Here is a 19,834-nt window from a genome sequence, read left to right as displayed (position 1 = left end):
TGTCGGTCGCTGGCAAGGCGCACCGACGATGACTGCGGTTCATTTCGATGCTGTGCAGCGCATATTCGAGGAGGTGCAACACCGCCAGCGGCCGTCAGAGCCGGCGGGAATCCATCATAATCCCTGGCAAGCGGTACTAGGAGCGTCTTGGTGCTGGAACTCACGCGGAAGGTCATGCAAGCCCCGCTCACCCGCAAGTGGCTCGCGGAGGCCGGCTGGCTCGTTCTGTCGCTCACCATGGTGGTTCCGCTGTGGGTGATTGCCTATCCTCCCCTTCAGGACTTTCCGCAGCACGTGGCCACGGCGAGGGTACTGGCTTCCTACAGCGACCCGTCGTTTGGCTTTTCGCGCTACTTCGAGCCGAATCTGGCTACGCAATACCTGGTTCCACCCCTGGCAGGCGCTCTTCTCACGTGGCTGGTCGGCCCGCTAACTGCCTGCAAGCTGCTGCTCAGTGCAGGGATCGCGGCCAGTTCCTACGCGATGCGTTCCCTGCTGTCCTCGCTGGCGGCACCTCGGATCTACGCGCTGTTCGTGCTTCCGCTGACGTACAACTCGCAGCTTGGCTTGGGTTTCTTGAGCTTCGTGATGGCAGTGCCCCTGATGCTGTGGGGCCTTGCGCTCAGCGTTCGGCTGTCGAGCGAGTTTCATCGCGGACACGCCGTGCTTTTGGGTGTCGTGTCTGTTGTCTGCCTGTACACCCATTTGGTGCCCTACGGTGTGCTGATACTGGGCGCTGGAGTGGTCTTTGTCTCGCGTGATCTCGTGCAAATCGCCCGCCGGGCTCTGCCCTTGCTACCGTCGCTTCTGCTCGCACTCTTCGGCACTGCAGGTTCCTCGTTGCTCAGCGCCGGTCTGTTTGGCGAGGAGCAGGCTCACTGCCCGGTCTACGATGAGACGTCGCTGCTGCTCGCCTCGATTCCACATTGGCTCACCGACATTCTGCACTCGTCGCTCGACGAGCAGCTGCTCGTAGTGTGGGTGCTTTGGTGGCTGCTGGTCCTGATCGTCGGGCTGCACTTCGGCAATACTCGGGCGAGTCCACGACGACTCAAGCTGGCCCTCGGTTTTCCTCTGCTGCTGGCCCTGTACTTCGTGATGCCGCGGACCGCATGCAATCTGGCTTGGCCGGTGCACGCGCGCTTCTTGGTCTTGGCGGCCTTTGTCGCCCCGCTGGTGTTGCCTGATGTGCCGCGCTGGTGCCGGTCCGCGACCGCAGGGATTCTCGGCGGGCTCATCGTGGTCGGTGCCAACAACTTGACCAAAGAGTTCCGAGCGTTCGAGAAAAACGAAGTCGGTGACTTCCGCGAGGCCATCTCAAGCATTCCAATGGGCCAGCGCGTGGCGTCGCTGATCTTTCACCACCGGTCGAGCACGGTGCGGTGGGCGGCCTTCCTGCACTATGGTGCCCTTTGCCAGGCCAGCCGCGGCGGGGCCGTGCTGTATTCGTTCGCCGACCTGCCCTGGTGGCCCGTACGCCTGCGCAGCGAGCTGGGAGCGCCCTCCCCCAGCTGGAACTTCATGTACAATCCCGTGGCCGTCAATCCGTTCCTGGAGTTGCGCTGGTACGACTATGTACTGGCGCGCGGCGGGCCCGGACAGCTACCACAAACGCCTCTGCTGCAGCCGGTCTACAGCGGGAGTTTTTGGAGCGTGTTCAAGGTCGTGCGTCCCGGGGAACCGGTTCCTGGCGCCGTACCCGCGGGCAACATTTCGGGGACCTACGGGTCCTACGGCGTCGGGTCAAACTGAAGCTCCATTCCCATAGGGCGTGGGTCCAGGAGGGCCCCTTGAAGGGGCCCGGTTCGGGAGGAAGGCCCCTCCGAGGCCGGCCGTTTCTTTGCCCCTGCCCTGGCCGGAACTCCCATCGATCGCCCGACGCCTAAGCCTAAGAGGTCGCCGGCAGGTTGGCCGCATGGCGGCGTTGCCAACCGTAGATGAACCGTACGATTCCCAGCGGGGCCCGAACGACAAACAGCAGCGCATTGGCCGGCTGTCCAAAACGTCGCTGCCATTCGAGGCCAAACCAGGACCATCCCCAAGCGAGCTGCAGCCCAAACTGCGCGCGCCGTCCGCGCACGGCCGCCACGCGGCCCCAGAGTCCGTTCAGGTGGGTCAGCTCCGACGCCACGCCCAACGCGCGCTGCGCGAGGCCACCCACCTCGACGATCGCTCCCGTGGCCACGAAAATGGGATCTCGCGCAACCAGCATTCCCGCACGCAGGCGCCCCAGCCACTTTGAACGCTCCGACCGCCCGCCGGCGAGCAGCGTCACGCCGAATTCCGGCTGCAGGTCCAGGGCGAGACCGTCGTAGCGCAGCTGCTCGGGAAGCGGCTGGGCTCGGGCCAGCGTCGCACTGGCCGCGCACGCCAGCGTCAGGGCGACTCGGCTTCGGAGCACTGCGTGAGGCCTCCCGACGTGATCTTGCACACGTAGACCTTGCGCAGCGCTCCAAACAGGAACGCGTCGTTGCGGGCCACGATGGCCGCATCGCCCGAGGCCGCGATGCCAGCGTAAAAACAGCCTGTCAGCATCGAGGACAGGGCCACGGTAAGCGCGAGGGTTCGTATGAGGCTCCGCATGCGTCTTGTCTCCAGCAGTGTAGCGTCTTTTTTCAGCCAAGCAGCGGCCCCCTCATGCGCATCAGCTGGGTGTCCCGCTTGCAGCGCTGAGGCCAACATGGGGCGCGACTCTAACGGGCCCCCTGTCGGGGGTCAAGCGAGCATTCCCTCGATACTCCCTGGTTCTTGGTCCCTAGTGCAACAGGCGACGGCACTCGCGCACGTACGTGCCCTTGCCCTCGGTTGCGCAGCGGCGATAGGCCAAGCGGGCGCCGGCGCGATCGCGCAGGGCATCGCGCGCAGCGCCGAGCACGATCCAGCCCTCGGAGTTGCTCGGATCGGAGGCTACGGCCCGCTGCGCCAATGCCGAAGCCTTGGCGTTGTCTCCGGTGTTCAGCAAGTGTAGCGCCAGCCTCGAAAGCGCCTCGGTTCCAACCGGATTGAGATCGAGCGCCCGCTCGTACGCTCGCACCGCCTGCTTGCGCTTGGCAGCCCGATACAACCGATCTCCGTCCGCCAGCGCGCGCTGGTAGGCTTCGCGTTCGGCCGAGGGCAACGCAAGCTTGTGGGCCGAGTGCGGTCCGGTGGGCCTGACCGCAGAAACCGGTTCAGCTTCGGCATGCGCTTGCGGTTCGGTATCGACCTGCGGTTCGGTATCGACCTGCGGTTCGAGACGAGCAGCGCGTGCTTCAGCACTACGGCGTGCATCGGCCACGTGCGCTGCAGTGGTGACCGGCTGCGGCGGCGCAGCGAGGCGCTGCCGAACCGCGGCGCTGTGGGCGGGCCGTCCTCGATTCGTTGGGCGCTGAGCGGGTGCAGCAGCGTCCCCTGCTGGCTTGGACATACCCCGCCGTGCGACCTGGGTCCGCGCAAGCGGGGTGGTGGACACGGACTGGCCGCGAGCGGTGATGCGATTCGGTGCGGGCTGTGCGACGCGGCCACCGATGATTTCGGCGGGCAGCACACGAGCGGCACCACGTCCCTCGAGTACGGAAGGGGCCAGAATCGGTTCCGGCAGCTCGTAGTGGCGAAGCTCGCCACCGAGCTCTACCGGCTCGGGCATCAGCACGTGGTAGTAGATGTGCATCGTGACGAGCCCGACCAGGAACGTGGCCGCGATCGCAAACGTAGCGAACATGGCGCGTCGCGATGCCAGTGCGCTCGCGTCCCAGTCGGCGCGTTCCGAATCGCCGGCGAAAAAGCCCTCTTCCACGATGTCGAGTCCGCTGTCCTTCCGACCAGCGAGTGCCTTCAGCACCGGACCGAGAGCTCGAGGACGCTCGGAATCGTAGGATTTTTCAGCGTGCCGGGGCGATGCCGTGCCTGGTCGAGCGGCGGCGGGGGGCCCCAGGATTTCGAGGGCCTCGGAATCGACGGGGGCAACCTGAAGATGCTCCCTCGAGGCCTGGGAAAAGGCCGCCTGCGGTCGTGATCCAGGCGCCTTGTGCGCTCGCGAGCGGGCGGAGACCGCGACTGAGGCAGGTCGAGGCGCCTGTGGGCTGGGCGACCGGCGCAGCGGTCTCGGCTGCCTGCCGCTGCGCCTCGCGTCCCCCGAGAGCTCGATCCGTGTGGGCTCCTCAGGCCCGGCCGCGGATCGCAGTGGCATGCTGCTGGGTCGCCGTGTGCCACCGCTTCGTCTCCGCTTGGCTCTGAGTGGGGCTTGGGCCATAGGGCTCACGCTGTAACCTACCATCGCCTATCGGATCGCAGTCGGATCACAGGCCCCTTCCTGCCAGCGCACCCATGCGCCCGGACAGCGCGGAGCTCTGAACATGCCCAATACGAATTCGCTCACTTTTTCCAGTATATGTGTCAAGCACGCAAGGACGCGGCCCCTAAAACCCCAAATGCCGTTGTAGGATCTCCGCCTCACCCGGGCAAGCTGAGGGGTACAGGGCCCCGAGCCGAACGGCATCTGTTTGTGCCTCTGGCCAGCGACCGCTCACCGCGATACGCTCGGCTATGGCTAAAGCCCCGAAGTTCACGATCGGTCAGCTCGTTCAGCACAAGCTCTTTGGCTATAGGGGCGTGATCGTAGACATTGACTCGCAATTTGCCCTAAGCGAGCAGTGGTACGAACGCATGGCGCGTTCGAGGCCTCCCAAGGACCGTCCATGGTACAGTGTGCTCGTCCACGACGCTGACCACCAGACCTACGTGGCGGAACGCAACCTGGAACCGGACCCGAGCGGCGAACCGGTCCAGCATCCTGCCCTTCGCGAGTTCTTCGACGCGATGCGCGGGGGCTACTACCTGCGCGAACGCGACATGAACTAGTACCGCTTGCCAGGGATTGTGATCGATTGGCGTCGGGGGCTGGCGGTCGCTGGCAAGGCGGGCAAGGCGGGCAAGGCGCACCGGCGATGACTGCGGTTCATTTCGATGCTGTGCAGCGCATATTCGAGGAGGTGCAACACCGCCGGCGGCCGTCAGAGCCGGCGGGAATCCATCATGATCCCTGGCAAGCGGTGCTAGTCTCGAGTCGAGCACGTTCGACCGGCTGTGGTTGGACGAACCTTCAGGCGGGGCGCTGCGTTCGCTTGCCTGAAATACCCAGCTCCTCGGCGTGCGGCTTGAGGGCCTCGATAACGAAGCTGACGTGATCCGTGAGATCTACGCCAAGAGCCTCGGCGCCGGCTCGCACCTCGCCGCGGTCGACCTTCGCCGCGAACGCCTTGTCCTTGAGCTTCTTTTTGACGCTCTTGGCGGTCAGCGTATGCACACCGTCGGGACGAACGAGACAGCAAGCAACCACGAAGCCCGTCAGCTCGTCGCACGCCACGAGGGCCCTATCCAGCTGGCTTCTTGCCGGCACGCCCCACTTGGTAAAGTGACCGGAGATCGCGTAGGCCACTTCGGGCTCGTTGCGCTCTTCGAGCCAGCGCACGATCCGCTGCGGGTGGGATTGAGGCCACTTCTCGTAGTCGGCATCATGAAGCATGCCAGCCATGCCCCAGCGCTCCTGGTCGCCCTCGCCGTAGCGCACGGCCGCGGCGCGCATGACGATCTCGACCGCACGGGCATGCTTGCGCAACGCGGTCGTTTCAGTCCACGTGGTGAGCAATTCCCATGCTTGTTGTCGCGTCAAGCTCATTCGCACGCCTTAGTTGCTATGTGCCGGGTGCTTGGGGATCAACGGGCTCGAGCTGCCTGCACAACCGATTGAGCGCCCAGACGGCACGCGCGCGCAGGCTGTGAAACTGGACCCCGATTCCAGTTTCCTTGCGCCACCTGACGAACGCGGGCAGCAAGGCATCCTCGCGCAGGGCGGGAAGCTTGACGCGCAAGAGCACTTCGCTTCCGAATGCGGGTTTCTCAACCACGTCGACGAATGCACCTCCAAGGCTCACGTTCAGCAGCACGCCCCGCAGGGTTTGCTCGCCAGCATCGATCTGGACGGGGAGACTGCAAGCATAACGAGTGTGGCTGCGCCGCTTGGGACGGGACACCGTACCATGCTCCCGGAACCGTACCATGCTCCCGGAAAAGTTGGTCGAGGATGTAGCTTCCGCTACGATTCGAGTCAAGCTATCGTGAGAGGTTGCGCGCCTGGACACCGCAAGTGGGATTCCGTAGGCTGGTAGCTCACCACGGCCCCGTCCTGGTGGGAAGGATACGGGTTTTTTGCGTTTTGATTTGCGAAAAAGCCTGTTCATTTTGCCGAACCTGTTCACCTTGTCGGGCATCTTTTGCGGCTTCTATGCCGTGGTCTTGTGCTCGCTCGCGGAAACGGAAGACGATCTGTATCGGGCTTGTCTTTTGATCGTCTACGCGATCTTGTTCGACATGATCGACGGTCGCGTAGCCCGCTTGACGCACACACAGAGTGCCTTCGGCACGCAGATGGACTCGCTGGCTGACGTGCTGTCCTTTGGCCTGGCGCCGGGCCTGGTGGTCTACAGATGGTCTCTGCATTCCCTGGGGTCGCTGGGCATCGGAGCATCCTTCCTCTTCGTCGCGGCCGGTGCAATTCGCTTGGCTCGCTTCAACGTCATGAGCATGCGGCAGGAGCGGCACCGAACCAAGAGGGTGCCGCCCAAGTACGTCGTGGGTCTACCCATCCCCGGTGCCGCCGGCATTCTGGTTTCGCTCGTCGGTGCCAACCATGCCGTGTCGGGCCACCTTCCCGGTTCGCCGATTCCTGTCCTGTGCCTGGTCCTGGTCTTGTGTTTTCTGATGGTGAGCACCGTCCGTTTTCGCTCCTTCAAGGATCTGCACCTGTCGTGGGGTACGGTGCTGACCGTCATCGCAGCCATGGGCAGCAGCGCGTGGCTCGCTCTGCGCTTTCACGTCGCGTTCGCTCTGGTGTGGTTGCTCACATGCTACGTCGGCATCGGCATCGCCGAATTCGTGTACTCCCTGACTCGGCGCGGACTTCAGCGGCGCGAGCTAGCTCGTGCTGCCGAGGAGGAAGAAGAGCTGACAACGCCGTCGTAAGGCTCCGCCACAAGATAACTTGTGCAGATCGCAGAGGGCCAGGTGCCGCTGGCAAGGCGCAACGACGAGGAATGTCGGGGATACTTCGAGGAGGTGCAACACAGCCAGCGGCGTTTGGGACCTGCGAAGTGGGCAAGTTTTTTGCGGCGGAGCCCGAGGGCCCGCGCTCGGTTTGACCGGACGCCCAGGTCAGCAGGCCATGGATCCAGGAGCGGCCGCATCCGCGGGGCCAGGCGCGGGCGGATCGAAGAGCTCGGCCAGGCGCATCAGCGCAGGGCGTCGCACCTCCGGCACAAACAGGTTGGGTAGCTCGATGCGGGGGGCAGGAATTGCACTCAGTTGGGCGATGCAGCGTTGCTGCAGCAGTTCCCAACGCGCACGTGTTCGGCTCGCGCGTGCAATACCAGCAAGGGGCGAGTCGGCGTCGAGCGAGCTCATGGCGCCAAGCACGAAATCGCGTTGTTCGGGACTGAACAGTGGCGGTAGTACACGGTTGATCACGACACACGACGTGCCGAGGCCGAGGTCGGTTCGCACCCGCTGGTCGAGCTCGAGGGCCTCGTTGGTGGGCATGTCTTCAGGCAGGGTGACGAGACACAGCGCGGCCTGCTTGGGATCCGACAGCAGAGCCCAGGCGCGTTCTGCTTCGGTGCGCAGCAGACCCGGTGAGGCCACCTCTAGGATGACGCGCGGTACGCGCAGCATGTCCACGCCGTGCCCTGTGGCTGGCGCGTCGAGAATCACCGTGTCGTAGCGGCGGCGTCCTGTGTGGTCGGTCTCAGCGACGTGATACTGTGCTTTGCCGAGCATGGCCCAGGCATCGAGGCCAGGCGTGGCCCGTAGAAAGCCTGTGACCAGGCGGTTTTCGAAGATCAGCTTGTATAGCGACCGCAGCTTGAGCACCATCAAGCCGTACTCCTCGAGCGCCTTGTCCGGTGTCATGTTGACAGCTTCGATCCCCGGCAGCACGGTCTGGTTGCTGGCACCGATCGGTTCCACTTCAAGCGCGTAGCTCAGCCGTTCGCGCACGTTGCACATGGCGACCAGCACGCGCTTGCCGGCCCGCGCAGCGCGTAGGGCCAGGCAGGCGCTGACCGTGGTCTTACCGACACCCCCCTTGCCGATGACCACGACGAACCGGGCATGCAGGGGGTCCGCCATGGGTCCAACTATGCCATCACTCCGTAGTGGCGGCCTCTTCTTCGCTGTCGGCGCCGTACATCGCGTCGGCGATTGCGTAGGCGCTGATCTCCAGCTGTTGCAACCCTTCGCGGATGGCGATCGCATCGGCGTTCGCGTCGAGGTGCTCGCGCAGCATCTCGATGTCTGCCTGCGCAGCCTGGATGACATCGGCGGGAACGAGGTCACCGCACTCCCGTACCGCGTTTTCGCTGCTGTAGAGTAGGGCTTCCGCGCTGTTGCGCAGCTCGGCGAGCTCCCGGCGCTTGGCGTCGCTTTGCCGGTAGCTTTCGGCCTCGTCGATCAGGCGCTGGATCTTGGCCTCCGACAGCCCGCTCGCCGAGGTGACGCGGATCGACTGCTCGCGTCCCGTGCCCAGGTCCTTCGCAGATACGTGAACGATGCCGTTGGCATCCACGTCGAAGCTCACCTGGATCTGCGGCACTCCACGAGGAGCCGGAGGGATGGGCGCCAGCTCGAATTTGGCGAGCGTGGTGTTATCGGCTGCCATGTTGCGTTCGCCCTGCAAAACGTGCACGGGGACGAAGGCCTGGTTGTCGAGGCTCGTCGTGAAGATCTCACCCTTTCGGGTGGGTACGGTGGTGTTACGTGGAATGAGCTTGTGGAACACGCCACCGCCCGTTTCCACACCGATCGAAAGCGGCGTTACATCGAGCAGGAGCACTTCGTCCATCTGGCCGCCCAACGCTGCTCCCTGCAAGGCCGCACCGACTGCCACCACCTCGTCGGGGCTCACGTCCTTGCTGGGCGTCCTGCCGAAAAAATCCTGGACGCGTCTCTGCACGAGGGGCATGCGCGTCATCCCACCCACGAGAATGATGGCATCGATCTCGTCCTTGCTCAGGCACCCATCGTCGAGCGCCTGCTGGCAGGGCTTGAGCGTGCGCTCCACCAGGTCGTCCACCATCAGCTCCAGCTCCGCTCGCTTGAGCGTGCGCACGAGGTGTTTGGGACCCGACCGATCGGCAGCGATGAACGGGAGGTTGATCTCGGTTTCGAGCGAGCTCGAAAGCTCATGCCGGGCACGCTCGGCCTGCTCCTTCAGACGCTGCAACGCGATCCGGTCAGAGAGCAAGGAGATGCCCGTGTCCTTCTCGAAGCCCTGCGCGAGGTACTCGATCACGCGTTGGTCGAAGTCCTCACCTCCGAGCAGCGTGTCGCCGCAGGTCGAGCGCACGTTGAACACGCCCGCCGAGATCTCGAGCACGGAAACGTCGAACGTACCACCTCCCAGATCGTATACCACGATGCGCTGGGCCCCTTTGTGCTCCAGACCGTAGGCGAGCGAGGCAGCAGTCGGTTCGTTGATAATGCGCTTGACTTTCAATCCCGCGATGCGCCCCGCGGCCTTGGTTGCCTGTCGCTGGGCATCGTCGAAGTAGGCCGGAACCGTGATCACGGCTTCGCTCACGCCATGGCCCAGGTAGTCTTCGGCAACTTCACGCATCGCACGCAAGATCATCGCCGAAACTTCGGGCGGAGAGTGCTGCTTGCCATGGACCAGCACCGCGGCATCGGCGTTGTCGCCGGCAACGACCTGGTAGGGGACGTGGGCCGCGTGCCGCTTTGCTTCCTCGCTGTCGAACTTGCGTCCCATCAGGCGCTTGACGCTGTACACCGTGCATTCGGGGTTCGTGACCGCCTGCCGTTTTGCGATCTGCCCCACGCGCCGCTCGCCGCCCTGGGTAAAGCCAACGACAGAGGCCGTGGTGCGGCTGCCCTCGGAGTTGGGAATCACGACGGGCTCTCCGTTGTCGATCACGGCGACACAGCTGTTGGTGGTTCCCAGATCGATGCCGATGACTTTGCTCATGATGGGTCGTTCTGCTCTCCTTCTTCCTCGCTGCCTGCAGGGGTCGCCGAACTGGGCCTGCGCGCCACCACGACCATGGCGGCTCGCAGCAGCCGCTCCCCGAAGAGATAACCGGGCGCAACCTGAGTGATGATGCTCCCCGGTTCGTGCTCTGCGCTTTCGAGCTGCTGGATCGCCTCGTGCCGGGTTGGATCGAAGGCTGAGCCGACGGCTTCAATACGCCTGAGTCCCATCCGCTGGCTGGCATCCTCGAACAGCTTGAGCACCATCTGAACGCCCTCCAGAATGGCCTTCGCCTCGACCGCGTCCTTGCCTGCGGCGATCGCCCGCTCGAGGTTGTCTACCACGGGCAGGAACTCGCGGATGGCGTCTTCGGCGCCGCGTATCCGCGCGTCCTCGACGTCGCGCCGCGAGCGCTTGCGGAAGTTGTCGAAGTCGGCTGCGGTTCGCAGTAGCTGGTCCTTTAGGCGCCGGTGCTCAGCCGCCAGCTCGACCAGGGGACCCGGATCCGGCTCGGCCGGCTCGTGTCCGCCTTGGGGTTCACCGGCCCCGGATGCCGTATCCTGCGTTTCTGGCTCGCCCGAAGCGGGCTGGCTGGCAGGGGGCCCCGCTTCGGGTTGCTCCGGGGCAGATTCCGAGGCGCCCATGCCGTTGTCTGAGGAACCTGACTGACTTTCGCTTTGGTCCACCGATTCACGCCGTCCTTTGGCTAAGCGGCGCACTGGCCCGGCTGGGGTACGATGAGACCCCACATGCGCCGCGAGTTGCTGGTCCGGCCCAAGATAACCAGCCGCAACGCCGCGGACAACCGCCGTGGCGAACCGACCCGCATACCCAAATCCACCGGGGCTAGTCCATCCAACATGGGCTAGCCACCTCGGGCCTGGCGGTTCTCGACCGACAAGGCGGCTCGACGTTGGTGACCGATGCGGGCCAAGACGTTGCTCCGCTACAATCGGCCGGCTTCCCAACCACTTGAGGGGTGTGGCTGCGCATGGATGCGCGAGCTGCGGCCGCGACCTATCGCAGAGCCGGCCCTGAACCCGCGGCCGCGCTAGCACGTAAGGGGGGCGCTTGCTGGCTGGTCAGCATGACCCCCGTGGTTTCCGCTCGGTCAGCAAGACCCCCATGGCTTCGGCTGTGAATTTGACCAGGGGCATGAGTCGCCCGTAGTCCATGCGTGCCGGCCCGAGAAGCGCCACGCTGCCGGCCGGTCGCCCGGGTTGACCGTAGCCAGCCGTGATCGCGCTCAGGGCCACGTGCTGGTTTTCGAAGGGAAGCTCGGAACCGATCCACACCTGAACTTTCTCGGCGGCCAGGGTGCGATCCAGAAGCTCGAGCAGTCGCTCCCGGTCCTTGAGTGCATTCAGCACATCGCACACCTGCTCGACCTCCGCGAACTCGGGCTGCTCGAAAAGCGCAGCCTCGCCTTCCACGAGCAGGCTCTCGGATCGCCGGCCGCAATCAAGCGTCCTCGTGAGCAGCTCGGCAACGCGTCGACTCAGGGCACGCACTCGGCCACACTCACCGAGGGCCGCCTGCGCGACCGCGTCCCGCAGCTCCTTCAGGGTGCGCCCATCCAACCATTGCTCCATGTAGTTATGGATTCGCTCGGTTTCGTCGAGGCTGAGTTGAGCCTCGATCTCCAGGATTCGGTTTTCGATGGTGCCCGACGTCGTCACGATTACAGCGAGTACCTGGCGGCCCTGCAAAACCACGAAACGCAGCTGGGCCAAGGGCTCCTGTTCCGGGCCGGGGGGCAGCACGAGGGCGGCCGCACCCGCGAGCTCTGACAGCGCCTGGCCGATGGCTCGCATCGCGTCTGGGCCTCCAGAGCGCAGCTGAACAACGCTTTGTTCGATGGTGTTTCGCTCCAGATCACTGACCTGCTGGAGCTGGACCAACGCGTCGACAAAAAGCCGGAATCCGCGCTCGAGCGGGACGCGACCCGCGCTGGTGTGCGGCTGAGTCACGTATCCCAGCTCATCGAGGTCTGCCAGGACACTGCGGATGGTTGCTGCGGAAAGCGTTCTCTCGTAGCGCCGTGAAACCGCGCGAGACCCTACGGGCTCGGCCGTGGCGATGTATTCCTTGACCACAGCGACCAGGATTCTTCGAGCGCGATCGTTGAGCTCACCGACGTCTTGCATGCGGAAGATGGGGTCTAGGGCATAGCCAGCGATGGTCAGAACCGGCGAAGTCAGAACCGGCGAAATAGATGAGTTATACCCCAAGCATGGCAGCACCCTGCGTGGTGCGCACGCGCGTGTCAAGCTTGGCCGCGTCGCGCCACCAGCCACCGTCTTGCCAGAACTTGGCCAAAAGCCGAGCTTTGGCGCATGCTATTGCGTCCAGGACATCCGATGCGCAATACGTTTGGTTGGCTGCTACCGTTTTCAGTACTGGTCTTTGCTGCCGTGGCAGTACCCTTGCGCATGTTGGACGAGCAGGGGCTGCCTCGTTATCGGGCCTTGCGTGCAGAGTTGCAGCAGGTCAAGCGTGCCAACCAGCGCGCGCGTCGTGAGCTGGTAGACCTGCAGCGGCTCGTGGAAGGGCTGAAGCACGATCCCGTCGCTATCGAGCGAATCGCGCGCGACGAGCTCGGTATGATCCGCAGAAACGAGATAGTGTTTCAATTCTCTCACTAGTCCCCGGCAAACGCTACTGGCAGCGCTCGGCGCATGGCGCGATGGTGGATTTCTTGACCATTTGTCGGTTCATCCGCTAAACGCATACAAGGCTGGGTGGTCTGCCCGCAGCGGTCACCAACCTCGATGCGCCCTGTCGATCGGAAACCGCATGGTCGATCGGAAACCGCATGGTCGATAGGGAACCGCATGGTCGATAGGGAACCGCAAGGCCCGAGGTGGCTGCGAGGGCGGCCGATCCACAGTCGAGGCACCGCAGGTGCCGCCAAACCCCATCAGCGATGACCACGCTCGTTCATACCGCCCTGGCACTGCGCAAGACCGCACGAGCCGGCGTGGGCTACGCGTGCGCGCTCGCTTTGGCGGTCCTGGATCTGCTCGGGGTCTTCCTGGTGTCGCCCGAGGAGTTGGGACCAGGACACGTCATCGTGGGGCTCGTGTGGACGACCGTGTTTTTCAGCCGGGCCGGTGCACGTGTGAGCGGCGATCAGGCTCGAAACAAGGACTGGTTCAACGTCGAGCTCGGACTGCTGCTGCTTGGCGCGTTTCACGCCGTTCTGCAGGTGGCAGGCGGACTGACGAGCCGCGCCCATCCAGCCGGCTACATCCTGATCGCGTTGTTGACGTCGTTGTCGAGCCCACGCTCGGGGCGGTTGTTGGTGCTGAGCGCGCTGCTCTTCGAAGCCGGTCTCTATTTCTTCGCCGAGCAGCGACAAGACCTCCACGGCTTCGCGCTGCATGCGGTCTTTCTTGTGGTCTTTGGCTCGCTCAATCTCCTCGTGTTGCGTGCCGAGCTCGGCCGGATGCGGCTGAGGTACAGGAACAACCAGATCCAGCACAAACGCAAGCTCGAAGCGGACGCTCGCCTGTTCCGCCTGGTCGGCGCCTCGAGCCAGAGTGCCCGAGATGATGAACGCTTGTTTCGTTCCAGCGTCGATCAAGTGCACCAGTTTCTGCATTACACGCTTGCAATGCTGAAGCAGACACTGGATCTGCACACGTGCGTGCTACTGCTCAAGGACGACTCAGGGGCCCGGCTGCGCATCGCCGAGGCAGCCTCCGACAGCGACGACCTGGCGGAGGGCCCGTTCCCTTGCGGTGAGGGTGCTGTCGGAGCCGCGGCCAGCAGAGGTCAGCTGACCAACTTGGAGCACCTCAGGCCCGGCTACGAGGGCGTCTGCTATTACCGCGGGCCTGCGCCAGTGCGCGCCTTCGTCGCGGTGCCGGTCAGGGAAAGCTCCGAGGTATGCGGTGCGCTGTGCGCGGACCGGCTTGCTGATCGCCCATTCGAGGCGCACGAGGAGCAGGTGCTCGCGCAGGCGGCCGGCCATGCGCTGCGGGCGCTGGAGAACGAACGCGTGTTCGTGCAGCTGCTGCGTTCCAAGCACGAGCAGACCGTTCTTCACAAGGCTTCGCGGGCGCTGGGTGCTGCGCTGAACGCGGACGACGTGTGGAGCGCCGCGCTCGAGGCCGCCACCGACGTGGTGGCTTTCGACTTCGCTGCGATCACGCACTACGACCCCAAGGCCCGCAGGCACACCGTGCGGCGAGCGGTGGGCGAAGGGGCTCGCGCCCTCGAGCATCTGAGCTTCAGGGATAACGCCTCCCTCACCGCCATGGCCGTGAAGAACCGCCATTATCTACCCTACCGCGGCGAGTACGATCACCAGCAACAGACAGTCTACACTCGCAAGGCCAACCTCAAGCACATGCGGTCTGTGCTGATCTTGCCGCTGATCGTGCGCGAGCAGGCCAATGGTACGCTGGCGCTGGCCGCACGCCGCAAGGACGCCTTCTCGGACGGAACGCGCTTCACCCTGCAGGCCCTGGCCAACCAGTTGGCCGTCGCGCTCGCGAACGCCGCTTCGGTGCGGCGACTCGAGGAGCTGGCAACGACCGACGGCCTCACCGGCTGCTACAACAAGCGAGCGTTCCTCGAGGAGTTCGACAAGAAACTCAAGAGTGCACAGCGCTTCGGCCGTCGACTCTCGCTCGTCATCACCGATATCGATCACTTCAAGAGCGTCAACGACACGTACGGTCACGCAGCAGGCGACCACGTCATCAGGCAGCTCGCCGTGGTGCTCAAGGATTTGAAGCGCGAGACCGATGTAGTGGCGCGGTTCGGTGGTGAGGAGTTTTGCCTTCTGTGCGAGGAGACCGACACCGAAGGGGCGCTCCAGCTGGCCGAGCGGGTGCGCGAGACGCTTGAAGCCACCGTCATCCAAACCGAATTGGGCAAGGTGCGGGTTACCTGCTCGCTGGGCGTGGCCACGTATCCCGAGGACGCCTCGGACCAGACCAGCTTGTTCGAGCAGGCGGACCGAGCCCTGTACAGCGCCAAGAATGGGGGGCGCAATCAGGTCAGAGCGGCCCGCGCCAGCTAGCTAGCTCCTGTCCACAACGACGCCATAGGAGGCTTGCGTCCTCGAACAAGTCCTCAAAGTAGCGGCGCTATTCCTGCGGCTTTTTCTCCGGGCGCGCTCGCTCTGGCATCCATTGTGAACGGGAACCAGCGCTTCCTCCGTGCGCGCTGGCCCTGGTGTCCGCGGCGACGCACCAAGAATGGGGCGCCATGGCGGCTTGCGGGGTTGGGTATGTGCCGGCGCATTCGGTGGCGGGATCGGTCAGCTGGTTGTGTCCGGACCAAGAAGGTCGCATTATTAGGAACGGCTCCGGGGGCAAGTAGGTGGAGTCACAGGGAAATATGGCTACAGCGCAGACCGCGCGCGCGCGCAACGCTTGCACGATCCTGTTGGCCGGAGACGGAGAGCCCATGGTCGAGGCGCTGTGCCAAGGCCTGCGACGTCGCAGCTTTCATGTAGCGACCTGCTCGGGGCAGCACGCGCCCGAACTTGTGCACGAGCTTGCGCCTGACCTGGTCCTGCTCGTGGGTCAGGCCTCGGGTCGGGGTGCCACACAAGTGCTCCGCTCGCTTTCGGGCGACGTGCAGACTGCGGTGATTCCGGTGGCGCTGTTGGCGAACGATGCGAGTCTGGCGAGCGACCTCACGGCGTTTCGACACGGCGCGGTTGCGGTCCTGCAGCGACAGGCGAGCGCCGACGCCCTGGCGCAGCAGATCAGCGAGCTGTTGGGGGAGCTGCCCGATCGTTCGGGCCGGATGCACGGGCCGCTGGTCGAAACGACCCTGGATGAGCTGATCGGCGCGCTCTCGGGCGCGCTTCGCAGCGGCATTCTATCGGTCCATCCCCAAGATCCCTGTGTAAAGGCACAGGCCCTGCGTTTGGTGCTCACCGGAGGACGCCCCGTGAGCGAGGCCATCGAGGATTTCGTGGTGCGGCTCAGGCCCTTGGTCGAAAGCGCGGAACCGCTTGAGTACGAGTTCCAGGAGGAGCTGAGCGCTCGTCTCCGCGTCCTGGACGCCAGCGGCCAGTCGGCTGCTGCTGACGCAGCCGTGCTGGCTGGCCTGCGCGTGCTGCTCGTGAGCAACGATCCGGCAGCGACAGACGCCCTCGCGCAGGCCCTGCGCAGGGAGCAAGCCGTGGTGGCCGTTACCGACGGACACGGCAGCGCGCTGACCCGGGTTCGTGGTCTCGACCCACTCGTGGTGGTGTTGGACAAGGCCGGCTTCGAGCGTGAGGGGTTCAAGGTTATCAGCAAGCTGCGCGCCGACGTACGGCTGCGCTGGGCGTCGGTTCTCATCGCGGACTGGGAAGAGCTGTGGCCGAGCTCGGTTTCGGGGCGCGCAGTCGGCAGGCTGGCTGCGCAGATCGCGCCGATCGTCGAGGTTGACGAAAGCCTGCGCAGTTTTGCGCGCGGTCGCGATGGTTTCGATACGAGGCTCGAGCTGGTGGGTCCCGGGCGCTTGCTGAGGGCGCTGGTGGGCAGCGGTCGAACGCTGCATGTGACCATAGCCAACCGGCGCGTGACGCTCGAGCTCGATCTCGCCGAGCGTCTCGTGGTAGGCGCGCGTGCCGAGCTTCAGGACGCGCAGCGAACGACCTTCGAAGGCGCCAACGCCTTGTCTGTGCTGCTGGCGATCGCGTCGGGCCGCGTGCGTGTGGAACAGCGAGCCATGCCCGAGTCCGCGAATCTCATGCTGCCCGTCGACGACGCGGTGAGCGCGGGCGAGGCCGAGCCCAGACCCATCAAGATCTCGGTGCTGCCCGCTGGTGTGGCGGGGCAAGGCGTGCAGCTGCCGCGAGCCGCGGTCAGCGCCTCGCCTCGCGCGGCCTGGTCGGACACCACGGAAACGCGAGTCGGCTCAAGGGCGGCCCACGCTGGCGAGCCAGCACAGGATTCCGGAACGGCGGGCGATGGGGCCGAGGTTGCTGTGGGAGCGGATCGGGCCACCGATGCAGAGCCGGCCCAGGGGACTTCGCGCGGTGCAGAGCTGGCCCAGAGTACCTCGCGCACGCGTGGCGCTGGGGACGCAGGGGGTTTCCGGCAGAGCGTGTCCAACGGCGAGCGGCCGGCTGCGAGCGTGGAAAGCCAGCGTCCTAGCTCGGCGGCGTTTCCGGCCGTCGGGGAACCACCGCCACCCGCCGGTCTGGTTGCCGCGAAGCGGGCGGGCGCGAGCGCACCGCCGGGCACGGTGGCCGTCCCCGTGCTTTCGTCCCAACGACCCCGGGAGCCTCAGGCAACTTCCACCGGAAACGAACGCTCCCAACACGCAAGGCAGGAACCGGAACCCGGCGCCGACGAGCAGACTACCTTGCGGCCGCCGGCCGCGTCGGGCTCCAGGGAGACCTCGAGGGCGAAGCCTGTGCACGCGCTGCCCGCGAAGCCAGCGGGAGCCAGCGTGCACGCGCGTTATGCCTGGATGGTCGTTGCGGCGCTGGCAATGGTGATGTTGGGAGGCGTGGCTGCCCTTTGGATAAACCCGACCCAGCCGGCGGAGCAAGGACCAACCCCGCCCGCTTTTCCGCCGGAGGTAGAGCTGCCGGGGCTTTCCGAGGCCGCTGCTGCCGAGGCCCATCGCGTGGCCAAAGCCGCTGCAGGGCCGGATCCTTCCCTGCGGCCTCGTCCCGCAGGTGGCGCAATACCACCCGCCGCGATGCGTGAGCCCGCGTCCGCTTCGGCCGCCGAGATCGCTGGGGAGGCGCACACCGAGCTTCGCGCCCGGCCACCCCCTGCCGCCCCGCCTCCCGCTGCCCGGGTCGCCACGCGCCAGCGCAAGGCTCCGGCTGGGCGCACAAGCGTGTCCAGTGTGTCCGGCCTGATGAAGCGGGCCAAGCAGCAGCTCAGAGCCAGGGATCTCGACGGCGCCGAGCGATCGTTTCACGAGGTGCTCGAGCAGGACCCCAAAGCCCACCACGCCATGGCTGGGCTGGCTCGGATCTATCTGACGCGAGGCCAGGGCGCGGAAGCTGTGCGTTTCACGATCGGGATCGTGCGCAAGCGGCCGCGGCGCGCGGCCTACTGGATCCTGCACGGCGACGCCCTGGCGTTGACTCACGACGAGCAAGGCGCCCGGCAGGCGTGGCAGGCGGCGCTCAAGCTCAAACCGGACAGCGCGGGCGCAAAGCAGCGCCTCGAGGGCCGCCGCTAGCCCGCGGCGGTCGCCCAACGCGCCAGGAAAGTCGCTCCGGTCCCCGCCACGCCCTTGAGGTGCTTCGGGTAGGCGATGGCGCGCTGGAGAAAACGGCGCGCGAGCTTGCGCTCCGCTGCGGGCTGATCCAGACCGGTTTTTTGAAGCAGCTCGTCGTACTCTTTCTTGGCGGCCTGGCGCGCCTTGAACAGATCCATCTGCACGCGGCTCTGAACGTTGACCGCACCATCACCGGTGGTTTCGATGGCGGTGAAGATCGCCTCGGGATAGCGCGCCGTAATGAGCGACTGGATCCCGTCGGACACGCCCGAGGAAGGCATGCACCCGAAGGGCTTCACGCTGATCACCATGTGAGCCTTCTTCTTTTTCGCCGACAGGATCAGCTTGCCAACCTCCATGTGGCCCTCGCCTCCGCGCAGATGGACGTCGTAGAACTGATGTGAGATCGTCGCGACCTCGTCCATATCCGGCAGCACGTAATTGTGCAGGCCCGCCGCGCTGCCGAAGAACTTGAACGAGCCTCGCAACGCCAGCTCCGCGACGTACATCGTCGCGAGCAATTTGAGCGCGCTCCTGCCCTTCAAGCCCTGCTTGCCCTCATCCTCGCCCCTGAGAGTCATCCGCCGCCGGGTGTTGTAGCGTACCTGCCAGATATTGTAGAGAAGCCAGGCCGACACCAGCTGGATATCGACCTCGGCACCCTCGGACTCCAGGAAGTTCTGCAGCTTGTAATTGCCGTCGCCCTCCGTGGTCATGGCCCAGAACTCGCCGATGATGGAGACCTTGGGTTTGGGTTGCAGTCTGTTGACCTTGATCGCCGAAAGAATCCGGCGGCATTTGAGCAGCCCCAGGGTAAGGCTCTTGCGCTGCTTCAACGTGTTGTGAAGGATCTTCTTGCACTCCTCCAGCTTCTGTTGCGTCTCACCCTGGTTCACCTCATAGGGCCGAATCCGGTAGCCCAACGCGTTGAGAAGATCGCCGGCGAGCACGGCCTGCAGCACGGCAAAGAAGAACTTCGGGTTCATGTCGATGCCCGCATCGGTGCCCGTTCCTTGCCTGAGGCCGCCCTGCTGCTGGAAGAGCATGACGCGGAAGCCATCGAAGCCGGCGTCGCGCAGTGCCTTACGATACTCGGTGGCGTAGGTTCCGAACCGGCACGGTCCGCAGGCGCCCGCGGTGATGAAGACGTACTTGTCGACGATCTCCTGGCTCGTCATGCCGCCCGCGCGCAGCTTGTCCAAGGTCTTGATCAGATTGCCTACGGTGAAATAGGTGGGGTTGCACTGACCGCGGTTGCCGAATTCCTTGCCGTAACGGAGCGCTTCGTTGTCGGCCAGCTGCAGGGCGACGACCCGGTAGCCGAGACCAGCCAGAGCGCCGGCAAGCAGGTAGTCCTGCGCCATGGTCAAGCCACCGATCAGCAGCGTGGTATGCGCGCGCTGGGCCTTGCTGAAATCCTGGGGGTTGGGATCGATCCAGTGCTCCTTCTTTTCCTGCACGATCCCCAGGCGGCTGCGCTGTTCCTGCTCGTATGCTTTTAGCTCGGCCTCGAGCGCGGCATAATCGAACGCCTCCGGGCTTTGACCCCCGAGCGGGGGCTGGATTGGGCTTCGGCCGTTGGCGGGCTGGATCACGTTCAGTGAAGTCATGATGCTCTCCATC

16 protein-coding genes are annotated in these 19,834 nt (G+C 65.0%); 6 read left to right on the top strand and 10 right to left on the bottom strand.

Features of this window, described 5'->3' with window-relative positions; translation table 11 throughout:
* The first annotated feature begins 150 nt into the window (after nucleotides 1–150).
* On the top strand, nucleotides 151–1,752 hold the full coding sequence (locus MJD61_15580; GenBank protein MCG8556687.1) for a hypothetical protein: 1,602 nt from the start codon (nucleotides 151–153) through the stop codon (nucleotides 1,750–1,752).
* A 136-nt stretch (nucleotides 1,753–1,888) separates the two neighbouring features.
* On the opposite strand, the gene MJD61_15575 is transcribed toward MJD61_15580, so the two are convergent.
* The 3 genes from MJD61_15575 to MJD61_15565 form a co-directional block, all read right to left on the bottom strand.
* Complete coding sequence (locus MJD61_15575) at nucleotides 1,889–2,401, bottom strand: hypothetical protein (GenBank protein MCG8556686.1); 513 nt, start codon at nucleotides 2,399–2,401, stop codon at nucleotides 1,889–1,891.
* The gene (locus tag MJD61_15570) at nucleotides 2,377–2,583 is read right to left on the bottom strand and encodes a hypothetical protein (GenBank protein ID MCG8556685.1); all 207 of its coding nucleotides are present in this window, start codon (nucleotides 2,581–2,583) and stop codon (nucleotides 2,377–2,379) included. Before MJD61_15570 ends, MJD61_15575 begins: the two co-directional genes overlap by 25 nt.
* 172 nt (nucleotides 2,584–2,755) lie before the next feature.
* On the bottom strand, nucleotides 2,756–3,820 hold the full coding sequence (locus MJD61_15565; GenBank protein MCG8556684.1) for a hypothetical protein: 1,065 nt from the start codon (nucleotides 3,818–3,820) through the stop codon (nucleotides 2,756–2,758).
* Between the two features lie 704 nt (nucleotides 3,821–4,524).
* Between MJD61_15565 and hspQ the strand changes: the two genes are divergently transcribed.
* Nucleotides 4,525–4,839: a heat shock protein HspQ gene (gene hspQ, locus MJD61_15560; GenBank protein MCG8556683.1), complete on the top strand. Its 315-nt coding sequence runs from the start codon at nucleotides 4,525–4,527 to the stop codon at nucleotides 4,837–4,839.
* 241 nt (nucleotides 4,840–5,080) lie between these two features.
* Here the strand turns inward: hspQ and MJD61_15555 are convergent, their stop codons facing one another.
* Nucleotides 5,081–5,656, bottom strand: a complete 576-nt coding sequence (locus MJD61_15555; GenBank protein ID MCG8556682.1) for an HD domain-containing protein — start codon at nucleotides 5,654–5,656, stop codon at nucleotides 5,081–5,083.
* 16 nt (nucleotides 5,657–5,672) lie between these two features.
* Nucleotides 5,673–6,011: a PilZ domain-containing protein gene (locus MJD61_15550; protein MCG8556681.1), complete on the bottom strand. Its 339-nt coding sequence runs from the start codon at nucleotides 6,009–6,011 to the stop codon at nucleotides 5,673–5,675.
* A gap of 175 nt (nucleotides 6,012–6,186) precedes the next feature.
* Between MJD61_15550 and pssA the strand changes: the two genes are divergently transcribed.
* Entirely contained in the window at nucleotides 6,187–6,999 is an 813-nt protein-coding gene (gene pssA / locus MJD61_15545; protein ID MCG8556680.1) for a CDP-diacylglycerol--serine O-phosphatidyltransferase, read from the top strand.
* 189 nt (nucleotides 7,000–7,188) lie between these two features.
* Here pssA and MJD61_15540 read toward each other — a convergent pair whose 3' ends face one another.
* The 4 genes from MJD61_15540 to hrcA form a co-directional block, all read right to left on the bottom strand.
* Nucleotides 7,189–8,160: an anion-transporting ATPase gene (locus MJD61_15540; protein MCG8556679.1), complete on the bottom strand. Its 972-nt coding sequence runs from the start codon at nucleotides 8,158–8,160 to the stop codon at nucleotides 7,189–7,191.
* 16 nt (nucleotides 8,161–8,176) lie between these two features.
* Nucleotides 8,177–10,012, bottom strand: a complete 1,836-nt coding sequence (dnaK, locus tag MJD61_15535; GenBank protein MCG8556678.1) for a molecular chaperone DnaK — start codon at nucleotides 10,010–10,012, stop codon at nucleotides 8,177–8,179.
* Entirely contained in the window at nucleotides 10,009–10,701 is a 693-nt protein-coding gene (locus MJD61_15530; GenBank protein ID MCG8556677.1) for a nucleotide exchange factor GrpE, read from the bottom strand. The genes dnaK and MJD61_15530 overlap by 4 nt, the downstream gene beginning before the upstream one ends.
* Nucleotides 10,702–11,097: 396 nt before the next feature.
* A complete protein-coding gene (gene hrcA, locus MJD61_15525) occupies nucleotides 11,098–12,162 on the bottom strand; it encodes a heat-inducible transcriptional repressor HrcA (protein MCG8556676.1) in 1,065 nt (354 codons plus the stop codon).
* A 213-nt stretch (nucleotides 12,163–12,375) separates the two neighbouring features.
* Between hrcA and MJD61_15520 the strand changes: the two genes are divergently transcribed.
* The 3 genes from MJD61_15520 to MJD61_15510 all read left to right on the top strand — a co-directional run bounded on the left by MJD61_15520 (nucleotide 12,376) and on the right by MJD61_15510 (nucleotide 18,172).
* Complete coding sequence (locus MJD61_15520) at nucleotides 12,376–12,660, top strand: septum formation initiator family protein (protein MCG8556675.1); 285 nt, start codon at nucleotides 12,376–12,378, stop codon at nucleotides 12,658–12,660.
* A 281-nt stretch (nucleotides 12,661–12,941) separates the two neighbouring features.
* A complete protein-coding gene (locus MJD61_15515) occupies nucleotides 12,942–15,047 on the top strand; it encodes a sensor domain-containing diguanylate cyclase (GenBank protein ID MCG8556674.1) in 2,106 nt (701 codons plus the stop codon).
* A gap of 320 nt (nucleotides 15,048–15,367) precedes the next feature.
* Complete coding sequence (locus MJD61_15510; GenBank protein ID MCG8556673.1) at nucleotides 15,368–18,172, top strand: tetratricopeptide repeat protein; 2,805 nt, start codon at nucleotides 15,368–15,370, stop codon at nucleotides 18,170–18,172.
* Here the strand turns inward: MJD61_15510 and MJD61_15505 are convergent.
* The gene (locus tag MJD61_15505) at nucleotides 18,169–19,821 is read right to left on the bottom strand and encodes a 2-hydroxyglutaryl-CoA dehydratase (GenBank protein MCG8556672.1); all 1,653 of its coding nucleotides are present in this window, start codon (nucleotides 19,819–19,821) and stop codon (nucleotides 18,169–18,171) included. The genes MJD61_15510 and MJD61_15505 overlap by 4 nt on opposite strands.
* Nucleotides 19,822–19,834: the final 13 nt, after the last annotated feature.

This window comes from Pseudomonadota bacterium (assembly GCA_022361155.1).
GTDB lineage: Bacteria > Myxococcota_A > Polyangia > Polyangiales > JAKSBK01 > JAKSBK01.
This window is presented reverse-complemented; position numbering and strand designations above follow the sequence as displayed.

Excerpts from the sequence above, each read along its gene's own strand:
- hspQ (MCG8556683.1), top strand. The coding sequence starts at position 4,525 with ATGGCTAAAGCCCCGAAGTTCACGATCGGTCAGCTCGTTCAGCACAAG.
- MJD61_15555 (MCG8556682.1), bottom strand. The coding sequence starts at position 5,656 with ATGAGCTTGACGCGACAACAAGCATGGGAATTGCTCACCACGTGGACT.
- MJD61_15505 (MCG8556672.1), bottom strand. The coding sequence starts at position 19,821 with ATGACTTCACTGAACGTGATCCAGCCCGCCAACGGCCGAAGCCCAATC.
- MJD61_15540 (MCG8556679.1), bottom strand. The coding sequence starts at position 8,160 with ATGGCGGACCCCCTGCATGCCCGGTTCGTCGTGGTCATCGGCAAGGGG.
- MJD61_15570 (MCG8556685.1), bottom strand. The coding sequence starts at position 2,583 with ATGCGGAGCCTCATACGAACCCTCGCGCTTACCGTGGCCCTGTCCTCG.
- MJD61_15520 (MCG8556675.1), top strand. The coding sequence starts at position 12,376 with ATGCGCAATACGTTTGGTTGGCTGCTACCGTTTTCAGTACTGGTCTTT.
- dnaK (MCG8556678.1), bottom strand. The coding sequence starts at position 10,012 with ATGAGCAAAGTCATCGGCATCGATCTGGGAACCACCAACAGCTGTGTC.
- hrcA (MCG8556676.1), bottom strand. The coding sequence starts at position 12,162 with ATGCAAGACGTCGGTGAGCTCAACGATCGCGCTCGAAGAATCCTGGTC.
- MJD61_15515 (MCG8556674.1), top strand. The coding sequence starts at position 12,942 with ATGACCACGCTCGTTCATACCGCCCTGGCACTGCGCAAGACCGCACGA.
- MJD61_15510 (MCG8556673.1), top strand. The coding sequence starts at position 15,368 with ATGGCTACAGCGCAGACCGCGCGCGCGCGCAACGCTTGCACGATCCTG.